General features: G+C 60.1%; 15 protein-coding genes and 2 pseudogenes. 11 read left to right on the top strand and 6 right to left on the bottom strand.

Annotated features, from left to right (window positions below; genetic code table 11):
- Positions 1 to 12: 12 nt before the first annotated feature.
- Entirely contained in the window at positions 13 to 747 is a 735-nt protein-coding gene (locus ACIPZE_RS02430; protein WP_283437078.1) for a thioesterase II family protein, read from the bottom strand.
- Positions 748 to 877: 130 nt separating this feature from the next.
- On the opposite strand from ACIPZE_RS02430, the gene ACIPZE_RS02425 reads away from it, so the two are divergent.
- Complete coding sequence (locus ACIPZE_RS02425; protein WP_283437079.1) at positions 878 to 2,011, top strand: cupin-like domain-containing protein; 1,134 nt, start codon at positions 878 to 880, stop codon at positions 2,009 to 2,011.
- Positions 2,012 to 2,112: 101 nt separating this feature from the next.
- Here the strand turns inward: ACIPZE_RS02425 and ACIPZE_RS02420 are convergent.
- Positions 2,113 to 2,343: pseudogene (locus ACIPZE_RS02420) on the bottom strand (MFS transporter); the annotation flags it as partial.
- Positions 2,344 to 2,627: 284 nt separating this feature from the next.
- Between ACIPZE_RS02420 and ACIPZE_RS02415 the strand changes: the two are divergent.
- The 6 genes from ACIPZE_RS02415 (at position 2,628) to ACIPZE_RS02390 (ending at position 9,213) form a co-directional block, all read left to right on the top strand.
- On the top strand, positions 2,628 to 4,175 hold the full coding sequence (locus tag ACIPZE_RS02415; protein WP_283437080.1) for a family 2 encapsulin nanocompartment cargo protein terpene cyclase: 1,548 nt from the start codon (positions 2,628 to 2,630) through the stop codon (positions 4,173 to 4,175).
- Between the two features lie 89 nt (positions 4,176 to 4,264).
- On the top strand, positions 4,265 to 5,065 hold the full coding sequence (locus tag ACIPZE_RS02410) for a glucose 1-dehydrogenase (RefSeq protein WP_400771067.1): 801 nt from the start codon (positions 4,265 to 4,267) through the stop codon (positions 5,063 to 5,065).
- Positions 5,058 to 6,884 carry a glycoside hydrolase family 15 protein gene (locus tag ACIPZE_RS02405; RefSeq protein WP_400771065.1) on the top strand — a complete coding sequence of 609 codons (1,827 nt, stop codon included), beginning with the start codon at positions 5,058 to 5,060 and terminating at the stop codon, positions 6,882 to 6,884. Before ACIPZE_RS02410 ends, ACIPZE_RS02405 begins: the two co-directional genes overlap by 8 nt.
- A gap of 382 nt (positions 6,885 to 7,266) precedes the next feature.
- A complete protein-coding gene (locus ACIPZE_RS02400; RefSeq protein ID WP_283437083.1) occupies positions 7,267 to 7,656 on the top strand; it encodes a hypothetical protein in 390 nt (129 codons plus the stop codon).
- A 12-nt stretch (positions 7,657 to 7,668) separates the two neighbouring features.
- Positions 7,669 to 8,301 carry a BRCT domain-containing protein gene (locus ACIPZE_RS02395; RefSeq protein WP_400771062.1) on the top strand — a complete coding sequence of 211 codons (633 nt, stop codon included), beginning with the start codon at positions 7,669 to 7,671 and terminating at the stop codon, positions 8,299 to 8,301.
- Positions 8,302 to 8,313: 12 nt separating this feature from the next.
- The gene (locus tag ACIPZE_RS02390; RefSeq protein ID WP_283437085.1) at positions 8,314 to 9,213 is read left to right on the top strand and encodes an alpha/beta fold hydrolase; all 900 of its coding nucleotides are present in this window, start codon (positions 8,314 to 8,316) and stop codon (positions 9,211 to 9,213) included.
- On the opposite strand, the gene ACIPZE_RS02385 is transcribed toward ACIPZE_RS02390, so the two are convergent.
- Complete coding sequence (locus ACIPZE_RS02385; RefSeq protein ID WP_400771059.1) at positions 9,182 to 10,165, bottom strand: GlxA family transcriptional regulator; 984 nt, start codon at positions 10,163 to 10,165, stop codon at positions 9,182 to 9,184. The two genes, ACIPZE_RS02390 and ACIPZE_RS02385, sit on opposite strands and share 32 nt — an antisense overlap.
- An 89-nt stretch (positions 10,166 to 10,254) precedes the next feature.
- Here ACIPZE_RS02385 and inhA point away from each other — a divergent pair, with 89 nt between their 5' ends.
- The 3 genes from inhA (at position 10,255) to ACIPZE_RS02370 (ending at position 13,646) form a co-directional block, all read left to right on the top strand.
- Positions 10,255 to 10,941, top strand: a complete 687-nt coding sequence (gene inhA / locus ACIPZE_RS02380; RefSeq protein WP_129391593.1) for an isonitrile hydratase — start codon at positions 10,255 to 10,257, stop codon at positions 10,939 to 10,941.
- Positions 10,942 to 11,186: 245 nt separating this feature from the next.
- Positions 11,187 to 11,978: a type II CAAX prenyl endopeptidase Rce1 family protein gene (locus ACIPZE_RS02375; protein WP_400771055.1), complete on the top strand. Its 792-nt coding sequence runs from the start codon at positions 11,187 to 11,189 to the stop codon at positions 11,976 to 11,978.
- Between the two features lie 102 nt (positions 11,979 to 12,080).
- Entirely contained in the window at positions 12,081 to 13,646 is a 1,566-nt protein-coding gene (locus ACIPZE_RS02370; RefSeq protein ID WP_129391587.1) for a PAS domain-containing methyl-accepting chemotaxis protein, read from the top strand.
- A 287-nt stretch (positions 13,647 to 13,933) separates the two neighbouring features.
- On the opposite strand, the gene ACIPZE_RS02365 is transcribed toward ACIPZE_RS02370, so the two are convergent.
- From ACIPZE_RS02365 to ACIPZE_RS02355, 3 genes are all read right to left on the bottom strand, one after another.
- A complete protein-coding gene (locus ACIPZE_RS02365; RefSeq protein ID WP_400771052.1) occupies positions 13,934 to 14,293 on the bottom strand; it encodes a DUF6124 family protein in 360 nt (119 codons plus the stop codon).
- Between the two features lie 151 nt (positions 14,294 to 14,444).
- Entirely contained in the window at positions 14,445 to 14,810 is a 366-nt protein-coding gene (locus ACIPZE_RS02360; RefSeq protein WP_400771050.1) for a DUF6124 family protein, read from the bottom strand.
- A 1,068-nt stretch (positions 14,811 to 15,878) separates the two neighbouring features.
- Positions 15,879 to 16,559, bottom strand: coding sequence for an alpha/beta family hydrolase (locus ACIPZE_RS02355; RefSeq protein ID WP_283437091.1), 681 nt, complete (start codon positions 16,557 to 16,559; stop codon positions 15,879 to 15,881).
- 95 nt (positions 16,560 to 16,654) lie between these two features.
- On the opposite strand from ACIPZE_RS02355, the pseudogene ACIPZE_RS02350 reads away from it, so the two are divergent.
- A pseudogene (locus ACIPZE_RS02350) lies at positions 16,655 to 17,152 on the top strand (cbb3-type cytochrome c oxidase subunit I); the annotation flags it as partial.
- Positions 17,153 to 17,155: the final 3 nt, after the last annotated feature.

Raw genomic sequence — 17,155 nt, 5'->3', positions numbered from 1 at the left:
CCTACAGTGCGGTCAGGCTGTGGCGGTCATGGTGTGGCGGCGATGGTGGACGTCGAGGTGGTCCTTGATCAGGCGCAGCACTTTCGGTTCGTGCTCATGAATGAAGAAGTGCCCGCCGGCAAACATGTCGACGGAAAAACTGCCACGGGTTTCCCGGCTCCAGCCGATCAGTTGCTCGGTGGTGGCGCGGTCGGTGGTGCCGCCGAGCACGTGCACCGGGCAATCGAGCTGTGGCCGTTCCACCGCGCGATGGCTGCCACACAACAGGAAGTCGGCGCGCAGGATCGGCAGGGTCAGGCTCATCAACTCTTCATTTTCCAACGCCTCGCTGCTGGTGCCTTGCAGGCTGCGCAGTTGCTCCAGCAGTTCGGCATCGCTCTTGGGCCGGGCGAGGTCGCGATCGTATTCGTCGCGCAAGCTCGGCGCCGCCGTACCCGAGGCAAACAGCGCCACCGGCGGCGGGCACCCCATGGCCCGCAAGGCGTGGGCCAGCTCACTGGCGAGCAACGCGCCGAGGCTGTGCCCGAATATCGCATAAGGCGCCTTAAGCGAACCGCGCAGTTCCCGGGCCAATTGCTGCACCAGCGCCGGCATGTCGGTTTGCAAGTCTTCATCGAAACGCATGCCGCGCCCCGGCAATTCCACCGGCTGCAATTTCAGCCACTCCGGCAGCTTGCGCCGCCAGCGGCTGTAAACCATCGCGCTCGCCCCCGAATACGGCAGGCACAGCAGTGTCAATTGAGTCACTGCACTCACCTCAAAAAGTCATGATGCTAAAAGAACGCGCGGACGCACCTGAAAATTAGCGCCGACGGTAAATTTCCAATCGGGCGGCACGTCTCCTGTTCACGCCAAAACCTGATAAAGAGGCACCGCCGTGGACCTGCAAACGATTCTGGGGAAGCTGTTCGCCAATGCTGGCGCAGTGGGTATTGAAGGGGTCTTTCAGTTTGTCTTCGGCCCGCATCAGGCCTATTGGTCGGAGATCAAGGGCAGCAGCCGCACCGAAGCCGGCCGCCATGCCAGACCGGACGTGACCATCGAAGTGGCGCAAGCGGACTTCATGGGCATCATGGCCGGCAGCGCCAATGTCGAGGAACTGTTTGCCAGCGGGCGCCTGAAGATCGGCGGCAACATGGGCCTGGCGACGATGCTGCCGCAGATCATCGACCATGCGCGCAGCGGTGCCAGCGCCGCAGAAAAAGTCGACATGAACAAACGCTACCCGACGCCACCGCGAGTCAGCGAACGCCTGACCGCGCGCCTGCCGGTGCAGACCGTTGTCGAACGGCGGCCGCGCAGCGAGCTGTCGATTGAGGAATTCAAAAGTCGCTACCTGCCCAACGGCGTTCCGGTGGTCATCCGCGACGCCCTGCAGGACTGGCCGCTGTTCAAGCTCAGCCGCGAAGAATCGCTGGTGCATTTTGCCGAACTGCAAGGCATCACCCGCCACGGCGACTACGTGAAGAAAACCTTCTCCACCGAGCGCGATTTCCGTTCGACGTCGATGGCCGACTTCATCGCCTCGCTGGATCAACCGGCGGTCAAAGGTGCGAATGGCGAACCACCCGCCTACATGGGCAACAACATCCTGCCGGCGCAGTTGATGCAACAGATCAAATACCCGGTCTACTTCGACGCCTCGTTATTCATCCCGCCGCGCATCTGGATCGGGCCCAAGGGCACGCTGACGCCGCTGCACCGCGATGACACCGACAATCTGTTCGCGCAGGTCTGGGGCCAGAAAAAATTCACCCTCGCCGCGCCGCATCATCGCCAGGCGCTGGGCACCTGGTCCACCGCGCCGCAGGGTGGTCTGGATGGCTGCGATTTCAACCCGGATGCGCCGGACTATCAGCGTTTCCCAACGGCACGCAACGTGACGTTTTTGCGCGTGACGCTGGAGGCTGGAGATTTGTTGTTCCTGCCGGAAGGCTGGTTCCATCAGGTGGAATCGGTATCGACCTCACTGTCAGTAAACTTTTGGGTCAACTCGGGACGCGGCTGGTAAACAGCTACCACCTCCGCTTTGTAGGAGCTGTCGAGTGAAACGAGGCTGCGATCTTTTGACTTTAACGATCTAGATCAAAAGATCGCAGCGTGCCGCAGCTCCTACTTGAGATGGCGGTAACTCTGTATTGCCGAGCTCAGCACTACAGCGCCAGCCGCAATCGCCAGCCAGAACCCGCTGCGCGCACCATAAGCATCGACCAGCGCGCCGGAGCCCGCCGCACCAATTGCCACGCCAATACTCAATCCCGTCACCAGCCAGGTCAGGCCTTCAGTCAACTTGGCCGGCGGCACGATACGCTCGATCAGCGCCATCGCCACAAGGCTTGCAGGTCGCAAAGCGCACAATTGTTGGTGGAATGTGAAGGTGCGCGACCACCAGCCTGCGGTTCGACTCATTCGTTTACGACCGATACCTGACCCAGCCGAGATTGCCGCCAACCTTCGAACCACGACGACCATTTGTCGAAAACCACGCTGACCTGTCAGGTCTGACAGGTGCCTTTATTCGCCACACGCGTTTTCATTAAACCTTCGCTCAACTGCGCAGGACTCCTGATGACCAGGCAATTGCGCTTCGGCACTGTCCGCCAGCGAATACGCTCGGGAGCCATGCCATGGAAGAACAGCTCATTCTCGTCTCACCCAACGATCGCCAGACCGGCGTGGCCGCAAAGATGCAAGTGCATCACCAGGGCCTGCGCCATCGGGCGTTTTCCATTCTGCTGTTCGATCCGCAGGGCCGGCTGCTGATGCAGCAACGCGCGTTGGGCAAATATCATTCCGGCGGGTTATGGACCAACACCTGCTGCGGGCATCCTCGCGCGGGCGAACGGACGGCAGTCGCTGCCAACCGTCGATCGCAGGAAGAAATGGGCATGTCCTGCAAGCTGCACAAAGTCGCCTCGATGCTCTACCACGAGCAAGTGTCCGATCAACTGATCGAGCATGAATTCGATCATGTGTTTGCCGGTATCAGTCAGACCGATCCGGTGGCCAACCCTGATGAAGCCGAAAGCTGGGAGTGGCTGGCGCTACCGCAAATCGCCGAGTGCATCGAGCAGACGCCCAACGTCTTCACGGTCTGGTTTCGGCGGATGTTCGAGCAGTTCGGGATAGAGGGGGTGCGAGGCTGGTTCGAGGCAGTGCGCGCGCGCACCGCTGCACCCTCATCGCCGCCGCGAAACGTTGTTCTTATAGCTTCGCCCTGGGCCGTCCCACCGTTGTACTGCCCTGCTCCCTTTCGGGTCGATGCTGCGCTGGCAGAGGCAGTGGATGAACAGCTCATGCCATGGATCGAGCAGGTCGGGATCTTTCCGGGCCAACTTGAAAAAGTCCGTGCGATGGGCTTTGGGCGCTTCGCCATGCTGTGCCATACCGACACGGAGGATCCGGATCGTGTGTTGCTGGCAGCGCAATGTGTTGCCGCGCTGTTCGCCGTCGATGATTACTACTGTGATGATGAGAGAACCGGGTCTGAGCCCAAACTGGTCGGCCCGCGCCTGTCCGTCGCGCTTGCCGCGCTGGAACCGGTTTATTTGAGCGAACGGTTTCGGCCTGGTCTGGCACAGGCCTTGTGTGGCGATCCGGTATTGGTCGCTCTGCAGGCCTATCTGGCGCGGGTGGAGTCCTTCGCGAAACCTGCCCAGGTCGCACGCGTACGCCATGAAATCATCGCCATGTTCGTGACCATGACAGCCGAAGCCGCCTGGCGCATCGAAGGCCTCACGCCGGCGCTCTGGGAGTACCTCGCCCACCGCCAGGTCAACAGTTTCCTCCCATGCCTGTCGCTCGTCGACATTGTCGGTGGCTATGAATTGCCCGCCAATGTCTACAGCGCACCGCAAGTGCGGCGGGTGACGACACTGGCTGCCAGCGCCACGATCATTGCCAACGACCTGTTTTCGGCGCTGAAGGAACAGCAGGCCGGGATTGGTGATTTCAATTTACCGTTGCTGCTGATGCGTGAGCAGCAATGCTCGCCGCAACAGGCCATGGCGCAAAGCGCCGCTGTCCATGACGAGATCATGCATCTGTATGAAGCCGCAGAGCTGGCCGTATTGCCGGGCGCATCGCCGCTGCTCAAACGCTATTTGCGAGGAATCAAGAGCTGGCTGGCCGGCAATGTCGAATGGCATCGCACCAGTGGCCGTTATCAGGTGTGAAGGTGTCGAACTTTTCATGATTACGGATGAACTCTCGTCGCCGCCTGTCAGTCAGCTAGATAAGTCCTCGACTCAAGGCGCGACCCTGCATGCACATCTCCCTCACAGGACAAGTAGCCCTGATCACCGGCGCCAGCTCCGGCATCGGCCATGCCGCCGCCAAAGCCCTGGCCGCCGCCGGTGCTGCCGTGGTCATCAACTACAACCGTCAGGCCGAGCCTGCCGAAGCCCTGGCGCGGCAGATCATCGCCGACGGTGGTCAGGCGCTGGCGATCGGTGCCGATGTGTCGAAAGAAGATGACGTCGAACGGCTGTTCGCCGAGACCCTCGATGCGTTCGGTTCGCTGGACATTCTGGTCGCCAACTCCGGCCTGCAAAAGGATTCGCCGGCTGTGGATATGTCGCTGGAGGACTGGAATCAGGTGATCGGTGTCAACCTCACCGGCCAGTTCCTCTGCGCCCGCGCGGCGCTGCGGATTTTCAATCGCCAGGGGGTGCGTGAAGGCGTGTCCCGTGCCGCCGGCAAGATCATTCACATGAGTTCGGTGCACCAGCGCATTCCATGGGCCGGACACGTCAATTACGCAGCGTCCAAGGGCGGTGTCGATCAGTTGATGCAGACCCTCGCGCAGGAAGTCAGCCATCAGCGCATTCGCATCAACGGCATTGCGCCGGGGGCGATTCGCACAGCGATCAATAAAGACGCCACCGAAGGCGATGCTGGGCAAACCCTGCTCAACCTGATTCCCTACGGCCGCATCGGCGATGTCGAAGACGTCGCCAACGCGGTGGTTTTCCTCGCCTCCGACGCCTCCGACTACATTGTCGGCACGACCCTGTTCATCGACGGCGGCATGAGCCTTTATCCGGAGTTTCGCGGCAATGGCTGAGCATCACCTGGAACGACAAAGCCCGATCGACGCCCACGGCATCATCGGCGACATGCGCAGTGCGGCGCTGGTCAATGATCGCGGCAGTGTGGATTTTTTCTGCTGGCCGGAGTTCGACAGCCCGTCGATTTTCTGTTCGTTGCTGGACAGCCCCGATGCGGGGATTTTCCAGTTGGCGCCGGACTTGCCTGATGCACGCCGCGAGCAGATCTACCTGCCCGACACCAATGTCCTGCAAACCCGCTGGCTGAGTGAGCGCGCGGTGGTGGAAGTCACCGACTTGCTGCCGGTCGCCGATAACGAAGACGATTTGCCGTTGCTGATGCGCCGGGTGCGCGTGGTCAGCGGTGAAGCGACCTTCCACGTGCGTTGTGCGGTGCGCCATGACTACGCGCGCGCCGACACCCGTGCGCGGATGGACCAGCAAGCGGTGATCTTCAGTGCCGACGGCCAGCCATCGATGCGACTGACCTCGGATCAGGCATTGCACATCGAGACTGATGCAGCGGTGGCCTCCTTTACCTTGAAACAGGATCAGACTGCCGCGTTTATGCTCGGCGGCGAAGACGATCCGCGCTTCAAGGAAGGCGCCGCGCAACTGTGCATGGAGCGCACGCTGAAGTTCTGGCGCGACTGGCTCGGCCAGTCGATCTATCGCGGGCGCTGGCGGGAAATGGTCAACCGCTCGGCCCTTGCGCTGAAACTTCTGACTTCGCGCAAACACGGCGCGATCCTCGCCGCCGCTACCTTCGGCCTGCCGGAAACGCCCGGCGGCGAACGCAACTGGGATTACCGCTACACGTGGATCCGCGACGCCTCGTTCACGGTGTACGCGTTCATGCGCCTGGGCTTTGTCGGCGAAGCCAACGCCTACATGGGCTGGCTGCGTGGGCGGGTCAGCGATTGCCACGGGCAACCGATGAAACTCAACATTCTCTACGCCATCGACGGACGCCAGGAGTTGCCGGAAACCGAACTCACGCATTTGTCCGGTCATGGCGGCGCGCAACCGGTGCGGATCGGCAATGGCGCGTATGACCAGATCCAGCTGGATATTTTTGGCGAGCTGATGGACGCGGTCTATCTGGTCAACAAGTACGGCGACGCGATTTCTCATGAAGGCTGGAAGCATGTGCGCGAAGTGGTCGATCAGGTCTGTGAAACCTGGCAGACCACCGATGTCGGCATCTGGGAAATGCGCGGCGAACAGCACCACTTTCTGCACTCGCGGCTGATGTGCTGGGTGGCGCTGGACCGCGCCATTCGTCTGGCCTCGAAGCGCTCGCTGCCCGCTCCGTTCGCGCAATGGGATCAGACGCGGCAGGCGATCTATGCCGACATCTGGGACAACTTCTGGAATGAAGAGCGCGGACATTTCGTCCAGTACAAGGGCGGCACGGCGCTGGATGGCTCGATGCTGTTGATGCCGCTGGTGCGTTTCGTCAGCGCCAAGGATCCGCGCTGGCTGTCGACGCTTGAGGCCATTGAAAAACATCTGGTGCGCGATGGCATGGTGTATCGCTATCGCAATGACGACTCGGGCATTGACGGTTTGGCCGGTACCGAAGGCGCGTTTGCCGCGTGTTCGTTCTGGTACGTCGAGTGCCTGGCCCGCGCGGGACAGGTGGAAAAGGCGCATCTGGAATTCGAGCAATTGCTGAGGTACGCCAACCCGCTGGGGTTGTACGCCGAGGAGTTCGACAGTCATGGCCGGCATTTGGGCAATACACCGCAGGCGTTGACGCATCTGGCGCTGATCAGTGCGGCGAGTTTTCTGGATCGTCGGTTGAGCGGGGAAAAGAGTGAGTGGCAGCCGTAATGTTCGTCGGAGACTGTCAGAAATATCCCGCAAAGTAGCCCTACCGTAGGACAACCTCCTACACAAAAAGGCGCTATCACCTCCCCCCTGTGGCGAGGGGGCTTGCCCCCGTTGGGGCGCAAAGCGCCCCCCAAAACAAACACTGAGTTCTTCCAGATGCAGCGGTTTTGCTGACTCTGCGACTGCTGCGCAGCCGAACGGGGGCAAGCCCCCTCACCACAAAGTCTGCGTTTCAAGGACTACAAACGCTCAACAATCCCTGCCCCGCACGTTGCACTCACATCCAGAAATACCCTGTTGCCAGCTGTTACATCCACCCCTACCATCCACCGCAACGGGCACAGCGGAGCTGTCCAATAAAACCCGAATTCAAGGAAGCAACATGTCCCACCACGTGCAGCGCACCATCGACTCCCCCCTTCGCACCGGCCTGTCCCGCAGCCAACTCTGGGAAGCCGCCGACAAAGGCCTGATCAAATGCTGGGAAATCGGCCGCCAGCGCGCCAGCCGTTTCCCCGAACTCGCCCAACGCTGCCTCGCCGACGAACTGCCGGTGCTCGGCTGGAAAGGTGGCGTCAGCCGCAGCCTGAAGAAAAACGAAAAATACGGCTCGCTGAAATACCTCGCGCAATGGCAAGGCCTGCGGGGTGAGGATCTGGATATTGATCTGAGCGAAGAGCGCTCACTGACCTGTTCACGGACGAAAATGCGGGTGACGTTTACCCCGGATCGTAGTAAGTATTTCAATCAGTTGGCGGAAGCCGAGGCTTAAGGAGAAGCAGCGATGGTGGATTTGCATCAGGAGTTTCAGAACAGCCGATTTTTTCATGAAGCGAGGATCGACAAACGTTCGGCGGATGCCCTGGCCGGGGTTGCGGCCGGACTTGCTGCCGATGGCAAGATCAATCAACAAGAAGCCGAATTTCTCAAAAACTGGATAGAAACTCATTTGGTTCACTGGGGTGATCCGGTCGTAAACATTCTGTATAAACGTCTTGAGGGCATGCTCAGCGACGGCGTACTCGATGCAGACGAATCAGTGGAATTGCTCGAGATACTGCACCAATTTGCCGGCCTGCCAACAGGTTCGGCGCAAACCTTCAGTGCACCCAACAACCTGCCGCTTGATAATCCTGCGCCTTCTCTAAGCTGCGCAGATCGTGTCTTTCTGTTCACTGGGGTGATGGCTTACGGGCCGCGCAAGGCTTGTGAGTCACTGATCGTCGAGCGCGGCGGTGTCATCGGCAGCGGTATCAGCAAAAAGATTCACTATCTGGTGATCGGCAGCATTGGCAATGACCAATGGCTGCACAGCAGCTATGGTACGAAGATCAAAAAAGCCGTGGAACTGCGAGACAGTGGCGTACCGATTGCGATCATTAGTGAAGATCACTGGCAGAAGGTGTTGTTCGGATAACGGGAGCTTGCCATGAGCCGTAAAGCGATTCTGTCCTGCAAAACCGCCAGTCTGACCATCGCCTACGAACAGCATGGCCCGGCCAGCGGTGCTTCGGTGATTTTGCTCCACGGCTTTCCCTACTCCCCTCGCGCGTATGACGAGATCGCCCCGGCGCTCGCCGCAGAGGGTTACCACGTCATCGTGCCGTACTTGCGCGGCTACGGGCCTACCCGGTTCAACCAGCCACAAACATTGCGCTCCGGGCAGCAAGCGGCGTTGGCCCAGGATCTGCTGGACTTGATGGATGCGCTGTCCATCGGACAGGCCACCCTCTGCGGTTACGACTGGGGCGGTCGCGCAGCGTGCATCGTCGCGGCGTTGTTTCCTGATCGAGTGCAGGGTTTGGTGACGGGCGATGGCTACAACCTGCAGGACATCGCGAACTCGACGCGACCGCTCGATCCCGAGACCGAGCATCGGCTCTGGTATCAGTATTACTTCCATACGCCGCGTGGCGTTGCAGGCCTGACGCAAAATCGTCGGGAGTTCTGTGAGTGGCTCTGGAAGCTGTGGTCACCGACCTGGTCGCGCAATGCCGAGCGCTATCCCCTGACTGCGCCGGCCTTCGATAACCCTGATTTCGTCGACGTGGTGATCCACTCCTATCGCCATCGCTTCATGTATGTCGCGGGCGATCCGGCGCTTGAATCGATGGAAAAGGCATTGACCCGGCAACCGCCGATCAGCGTGCCGACCATTTCCCTGTGCGGCGCTGACGACGGCGTTGGCCCGGCACCGGTGGACGATGAAGACGCCGGACATTTCAGCGGCTTCTATGAGCGGCGCGTGCTGGCCGGGGTCGGCCACAACATTCCCGAGGAGGCCCCGCAGCAAACCCTCAAGGCATTACTGGATCTGTTGCAGCGCTGAGCGAAAACCGCTCGCGATAGGCCTGCGGTGTCACGCCAATCGCCCGCAGAAAACTGCGCCGCAGTGTCTCTTCGCTGCCAAATCCGCAATTGGCGGCGATGCGTTTGACCGGCAGACCGGTATCACTGAGCAGGCGCCGCGCCGTTTCGACGCGAATCAATTCGATCGCCCGCGCCGGGGTCTGGCCGGTGTCGGCACGATAGTGGCGGACGAAACTACGTTCGCTCATCCCCGCCTGCTCGGCGAGGGTCGGCACGCCAAGATCGCAGGTCAGGTTTTCGGCGATCCATGCGTGCAGCTCATCAAACCGATTGCCCTGATTCTGCAGTGACAGCGTGACGCTGAATTGCGATTGCCCACCCGGGCGCTTGAGGAACACCACCAGATGGCGGGCGACGTCCAGAGCGATGTCGCTGCCGAGGTCTTCTTCAACCATCGCCAAGGCCAGATCGATACCGGCGGTGACACCCGCCGAGGTCCAGACCGGGCCGTCATTGATGAAAATCGGATTGGCTTCGACTTGCAGTTTCGGGTGTTGCTGCGCCAGTTGTTCGCAGCGGGTCCAGTGGGTGACCACGCGCCGGCCATCGAGCCAGCCGCTGGCCGCCAGCAGAAACGCGCCGGTGCAGACCGAGGCCACTCGTCGACATTTGGCGGCGTGTTCGCGCACCCAATCCACCAAAAGCACATCTTCAGCCGCCGGATAAATGCCCCAGCCGCCAGCGATGATCAATGTGTCACTGGGTTCTTCTGGCAACGGCTCGGCCAACACCGCCAAACCCGCCGACGACATCACCGCCCCGCCGCCGCTGGCGATCACGCTCGGCGCATAAGGCATCGGCAAGCCGCGCTGACGGGCGAGGTCATTGGCCGAGGCGAATACCTGCAATGGCCCGGTGACGTCGAGGATCTGCATGTTGGCGAACGCGAGTACGTGGATGGCTTTGGGCATTTGGCGTAATTCGTGGGGTTATTGGCGTATGCGCCAGAACCTACGCGCCTACAGTGAAGCCGTCCACCCCTTTTCATGGAGCAAGAACGATGACGTTGCAGATCGGTTTTCTGTTGTTTCCGCAGGTTCAGCAACTCGACCTGACCGGGCCTTACGACGTACTGGCGTCGCTGCCGGGCGTACAGGTGCATCTGATCTGGAAGGATCTGATGCCGGTCACCGCCAGCACCGGTCTGCTGCTGAAACCAACCACCACGTTTGAAGATTGCCCGGATCTGGATGTGATCTGCATCCCCGGTGGCGGTGGCGTCGGCGCGTTGATGGAAGACGAGGCGACGCTGAACTTCATCAAGCGTCAGGCTGCTCAGGCGAAGTACGTGACATCGGTGTGCACCGGTTCGCTGGTGCTCGGCGCGGCGGGCTTACTGCGAGGCAAACGCGCGACCACGCATTGGGCGTATCACGACTTGCTGCCGACGCTCGGCGCGATTGCGGTGAAGGATCGAGTGGTGCGGGACGGTAATCTGTTTACCGGTGGCGGGATCACGGCGGGGATCGATTTTGCCTTGGTGCTGGCGGCTGAGCTGGTGGATGCCGACACCGCGCAACTGATCCAACTGCAACTGGAATACGCGCCGGCGCCGCCGTTCAATTCGGGCAGCCCGGATAGCGCACCGAGCGCGATTGTCGATGAAGCCCGCCTGCGCGCGGCACCGTCACTGAAACTGCGTACAGAGATCACCGAACGCGCCGCCGCCAGACTCAACCTGCACTGATCTTAAACCCCACACAAAACCCTGTAGGAGCTGCCGAAGGCTGCGATCTTTTGATCTTGAAAAACCAAAGTCAAAAGATCGCAGCCTTCGGCAGCTCCTACAGTGGGTGTGTCATAGGTATCTGTCCTGTCATAGGTATCTGTCCTGTCATAGGTATCTGTCCCGGTTTCCCGCTGCACCTTTACTTGTCCCCAAGCCCTCGCCCGTGTAGAAAGCCCTTCCACAAATTTGCTCAGGGACTTTCGATGAAGGCGTTGCCATGGCTTTATCTGGCGCTTCTCAGCCTCGGCTACGGCTTGGCGCTGAGCTACGGCCAACTCGGTTGGCTTGCGCTGATTTCCGTCGGGCTGCTGGTGTTCGCAGGCTATGCCGTGCGCCTGCAACAGGTGCCGGTCGCGCGGTTTCTCGGTCATGGGCTGTTCATCGTTCTGGCTGTGGCGCTGGCGTTGCACTGGCTACCGGGTTTCTATAACGGTCGCGCCATCGACCCGCAACGGTTCAGCGACGACGCCGTGGCGTTTTCGATGTACATGAATCTCGACAAACCGCTGATTGGCTTCTGGCTGTTGCTGGTGTGCCCGTGGATTGTCGCGCGGCGCTCGTTGCGCCTGACGGTCTACGCCAGCGCCCTCGCCCTGACCTTGAGCGTGATCCTCGCGCTGGGCGGCGCCGTGTTGCTCGGCGTGATCGCTTGGGCGCCGAAGTGGCCCGAGCCATCCTGGCTGTGGCTGCTGAACAATCTGCTGTTGGTGACGCTGGTCGAAGAAGCGCTGTTTCGCGGCTATATACAGGGCGGTCTCAGCCGACGCTTCCAGCATCTGCCTTACGGTGAAAACCTTGCCCTGCTGCTGGCGTCGCTGCTGTTTGCGCTGGCGCATGCCGGCGCTGGCTGGACCTGGGTGTTGCTGGCCGGGCTGGCGGGGGTCGGCTATGGTCTGGCCTATCGTTTTGGCGGACTGGGCGCGGCCATCGCCACGCATTTCGGCCTGAATCTGCTGCATTTCGGCTTGTTCACTTATCCGATGCTCGCGGGCTGAAGCAAGCGCCGTTTTGCGACGCCGTGCTGATTATTGAAAAAAAATTTCAATAAAAAGCTGTCACCGCCGACAACCTTTCAAAGCCTTGCGGATTGAAAAACCATGCGTAATAACCAGCCCATTACACAACGCGAACGGACTTTCCCGGCTCAGCAGCGGTTGATTTCCACAACCGACGCCAAGGGCGTGATCACCTACTGCAACGACGCTTTCGTCGAAATCAGCGGGTTTTCGCGTGAGGAACTGATCCGTGCGCCGCACAACCTGGTCCGTCACCCCGACGTCCCGGCTGCGGTGTTTTCGCACATGTGGGGCACATTGAAACAAGGCTTGCCATGGATGGGCATTGTCAAGAATCGCTGCAAGACCGGTGACCATTACTGGGTTAACGCCTATGTAACACCGGTGTTCGACGGCAATCAGGTGGTCGGTTACGAGTCGGTGCGGATCAAACCCACCGCCGAACAGATCCGCCGTGCCGAAGCGCTCTACCAACGCATCAACCAAGGCAAGTCGGCGATCCCTTCCAGCGACAAATGGCTGCCAGTGCTACAGGACTGGCTGCCGTTCATTCTGGTCAGCCAACTAGGCTTCGTGATCGGCGCGACCCTCAACTCGCAGTGGGGCTTCGCCCTCGCGGCGGGTCTGTCGGTGCCGCTGGGCCTGATGGGCCTGCAATGGCAGCAACGCGGGCTCAAGCGCCTGCTGCGTCTGGCCGAGCAGACCACCTCCGACCCGCTGATCGCGCAGATGTACACCGACAGCCGTGGCGCGCAGGCGCGTCTGGAAATGTCGATCCTCAGCCAGGAAGCCCGCCTGAAAACCTGCCTGACCCGTTTGCAGGACACTGCCGAGCACTTGACCGATCAGGCCAAGCAATCCGACGCTTTGGCGCACAACAGCTCCAACGGCCTGGAACGTCAACGCGTGGAAACCGAACAGGTCGCCACCGCCGTCAATCAGATGGCCGCGACCACTCAGGAGGTGGCGAGCCACGTACAGCGCACGGCTGACGCGACTCAGGAAGCCAATCGCCTGACCGGTCGTGGTCGTGACATCGCCGGGGAAACCCGCGAAGCCATTCAGCGTCTGTCCGTCGTCGTCGGCGAAACCGGCCTGACCGTCACCCAACTGGCCAAGGACAGCGACGAAATCGGCGGCGTGGTCGACGTGATCAAAGGCATCGCCGACCAGACCAACCTGCTCGCCCTCAACGCCGCGATTGAAGCCGCGCGTGCCGGCGAGATGGGCCGTGGTTTTGCCGTGGTCGCTGACGAAGTTCGCCAACTGGCGCAACGCACCAGCGAATCGACCGGGCAGATTCACGCCTTGATCGCCAAGTTGCAGCAGACTGCGTCCAGCGCTGTGCAAACCATGGAAGCCGGGCATCGTCAGGCCGAAGAAGGTGTGGCGCGGGTGCTGGAAGCGGATCAGGCCTTGGTCGGGATCAGCGAAGCGGTGGCCAACATCACCGACATGACCACGCAGATTGCTGCGGCGACGGAAGAGCAAAGTGCGGTGGCTGAAGAGATCAGCCGCAACATCAGCAATATTTCGGAGTTGGCGGATCAGACGTCGGAACAGGCGCATAACTCGGCGTTGTTGAGTGAAGAGCTGACCAAGACGGCGAATACGCAGTATTCGTTGGTGGAGCGGTTTAACCGCTAAAAGCAAAAGATCGCAGGTTGCGGCAGCTCCTACTCGGATCGATGTAGGAGCTGCCGCAGGCTGCGATCTTTTGATCTTCAAAGCCCGGACGGCGAAAGCTGTCCGGGCTTTTTTGTTGCCTGGAATTGATGGGGTCCTGCAGACCACCATCGTCGGATCGCCGCCCGGAGCAGGCTCATTCCTACGGTTTCTGCGCTGGTCACAGATTATGTGCCCGACGACGATCCCCTGCAGGAGTGAGCCTGCTCCGGGCGGCGATCCGGCGATGAGGCCAAAACGGTTGGCGTCTATTCCTTGGGCATAACGTTATCCAACGCCTGATTCACCGCCAACTCGCCCAACATCACCACTTGCGCAATCCCCAGCAAAGTATTGCGGCTGGGGCCTTCCAGCGCCCCGGCGAAATCACCGAGCATGACCGTCGCCGAGGCCAGAGATTCGCAAGCATTTGCCAGCAACGATTCAGTATCGGTTTGTGGGTTGACCCTAAACATGCTGCTTGGACTGTAAGGCGTGGCCATGATCTGCGCGGGCGCGAGGTAATGATCAAGGGCACGTTCAGCGGCTTCGTGGAGTTTTCTGGAATTGAATGATTCGTAGGGCGATACCGGGTCTGCCGCTGCAGATTGGGCTGGGGTTTCGGACATCAACTGGAACTCCTCAAGGCACTGCGAAAGAATGACACCCGGTAGGAGCTGCCACAGGCTGCGATCTTTTGATCTTGCCTTTGATTGTTAAAAAACAGATCAAAGGATCGCAGCCTGCGGCAGCTCCTACAGGGGGACTGCGGCGAGTTTGCTAGTGCGGCAAGCGGCGGCTGTCCAGGACTCGATTGACCATCAGCTCACTCAGCATGATCACCTGATGCAGCATCAGCATGGCCCGGCGTTGTGTGTTGTCGACGACATCGCCGATATCACGGGCCATGTCGCTGGCAGCGGCTAACGATTCGCAGGCTTCTACGAGCAGTGTTTCCTCGTCCACGGCGGGGTCGATGAGGAAGATCTTGCTGGTCTTGCGGGAAGGGATTGAGAGTTTGAGTGAACCTGGGTTGAGATAGAAGTCGATGGCGCGGTCAGTCGCTTCTTTTATCTTTTGAGGTTCGAGGGTTGGGTCGTACGGGATCGGATCGGCATCCGGGGGATTCGGTGTGGCTTTGAACATGAGTGAAGCTCCTATTGCAGTTTCAGGAGCCGTCACTTCTCGCTACCAAACGAGGGTGGCGGCCATACGCGGGTTGGTAGACCGGCTGCAATAGGAAACCCGGCGCTCTCGAAAGAGCCCCCCGCATGACCACCATATAAAGCAAAGCCGCAAAAAAGAGGCTGCATAAGGTGTCGCCATACAACTATTACAGACGGGCTACCAAACCCCATCACTGTTTTGCAGTGACAGGGAAACGATATAGCCCGCCTCATAGTGCGTATGCCGGCGGATTCTGGCGTACGCGTAGGTAACGGCGCAAGGCGTTGTAGGGCTTGTGGCGTAACGGGTTGTGTACTTTAAACGCGCTCACGGAATCATGTTTACGCGCAGGAAATGCTGGACAGAGAGCGGTTCCAGTTTTTTATCGTGTCAGCGAAATCGCCCCTCACCCTAACCCTCTCCCAGAGGGAGAGGGGACAGATCGAGGTGTTTGGGAGAGGTACGCCGACGTGCAATAGCGCGTTGAACTCAGGCTTTGAAAAGCTCACAAATCGGCTCCCTCTCCCTCGGGAGAGGGCTGGGCGGGCGGCGTTCCGATGAGGGGCGAATCCAACGCAAATCAAAAGCCGGCCACGCGTGCTCTTCACCACTCAATAGGCCGAGTGTCAGCTCGCCTGCTCTTGATCTTGATCCACGGGCGACGTCGGAAGGCTGAGTGAAGGGATTGATCCGGGCGTGGGAGCGCAGCGACCGTTTGGCGCAGCCAAACACAGCGAGAGGAGGTGCAGCGAAGCAAACCGTAGGCGCTGCGCCCGGATCGATACCGGAGCGAAGGAACCCCGAGCCTTAGCGAGCGGGCCGTACGTAGGAGCAAGCCTTTTGGGTTACCTTTTCGGCGTTTGGAAAAGGTGACCCGCCGTAAGGGCGGAACCCTAAGTGGCCGTTACCGCAGGAAAGGATATGTACCCAAAACGAAAGACAGCAGCGCATCCAAGATCCATCCCCCTCACCCCAGCCCTCTCCCCCAAGGGGGCGAGGGGGAAGGGAGCCGATCTTCATGCAGTTCAAAATCGCAGCCCAGCTCGGTCAGTTGCTGAGAAACTCGGCTACTTTCTGCGCGGCGCTGGCCAAATGCTGTTCATGGGTAAACCCTGAAACCTTCAATGGCTTCAGGTCATGATCACCGGCCGCTAACCACGCCACCTCAATACTCGGTGACAAGGTGTAAGCCTCAACCGCCTCACGATTGCCCAACGCATCCCGCTCCCCCTGCACAATCAATGTCCGCGTCTTCAAACCAGCCAAATGCTCAACCCGCGGCTTCTCCGGTTTACCCACCGCATAAAACGGATAACCCAAACACACCAACGCATCAGCGCCCAATTCGTCAGCCAAAAGACTCGCCATCCGCCCACCCATCGACTTCCCGCCAATGGCCAGCCCCCCAGTGACATGACGTCGCACCTCGGCATACACCTCACGCCAATACTCCTGCAATTTCCCCGCAGGATTCGGCGGCCGCTTCACCCCATCCACCCGCCGCTGCGCCATATACGCAAACTCAAACCGCAACACGTTCACCCCAAGCCCGGCAAGGCGCCGAGCCATATCGTTCATCCACTCGCTATCCATCGGCGCACCGGCACCATGAGCAAGGATCAACGTCGCCGAAACCTCACCCGACGCGGCATCCCAAAGCCACCCATGATCACGCACGCACTGCGCCCATTGATCCCCGTCAATACTGGCCTTGTGCTGTTTGTCCATGCTTGCCTCGCTTTTAGTCTGCCTATAACTCCAGACGAAGGATTCGCCGCGTGTTTTGCGCGCGCTCACTTCGGCTGAACCGTGGATGGGGAACCATGAACACTTCTATCAGTACCGCCTACAACTACAAGGTGGTCCGCCAATTCGCCATTATGACGGTGGTGTGGGGCATCGTCGGCATGGGGCTCGGGGTTTTTCTCGCGGCCCAATTGGTCTGGCCCGAACTCAACTTCAATTTGCCCTGGACCAGTTTCGGCCGTCTGCGCCCGCTGCACACCAACGCGGTGATCTTCGCGTTCGGTGGCTGTGCGCTGTTCGCCAGTTCGTTCTATTCGGTGCAACGCACCTGCCAGACCCAATTGTTTGCGCCAAAAATCGCCGCGTTCTGCTTCTGGGGCTGGCAACTGGTGATCCTGTTGGCGGCAATCAGCCTGCCACTGGGTTACACCAGCTCCAAGGAATACGCCGAGCTGGAATGGCCGATCGACATCCTGATCACCATTGTCTGGGTCGCCTACGCCATCGTGTTCTTCGGCACGATCATGCAGCGCAAGACCAAACACAGCTATGTGGGCACCTGGTTCTTCGGCGGGTTC

Origin of the sequence: Pseudomonas sp. NPDC089741 (genome assembly GCF_044748825.1) — a bacterium.
In the GTDB taxonomy this organism is placed as follows: domain Bacteria; phylum Pseudomonadota; class Gammaproteobacteria; order Pseudomonadales; family Pseudomonadaceae; genus Aquipseudomonas; species Aquipseudomonas helmanticensis.
This window is presented reverse-complemented; position numbering and strand designations above follow the sequence as displayed.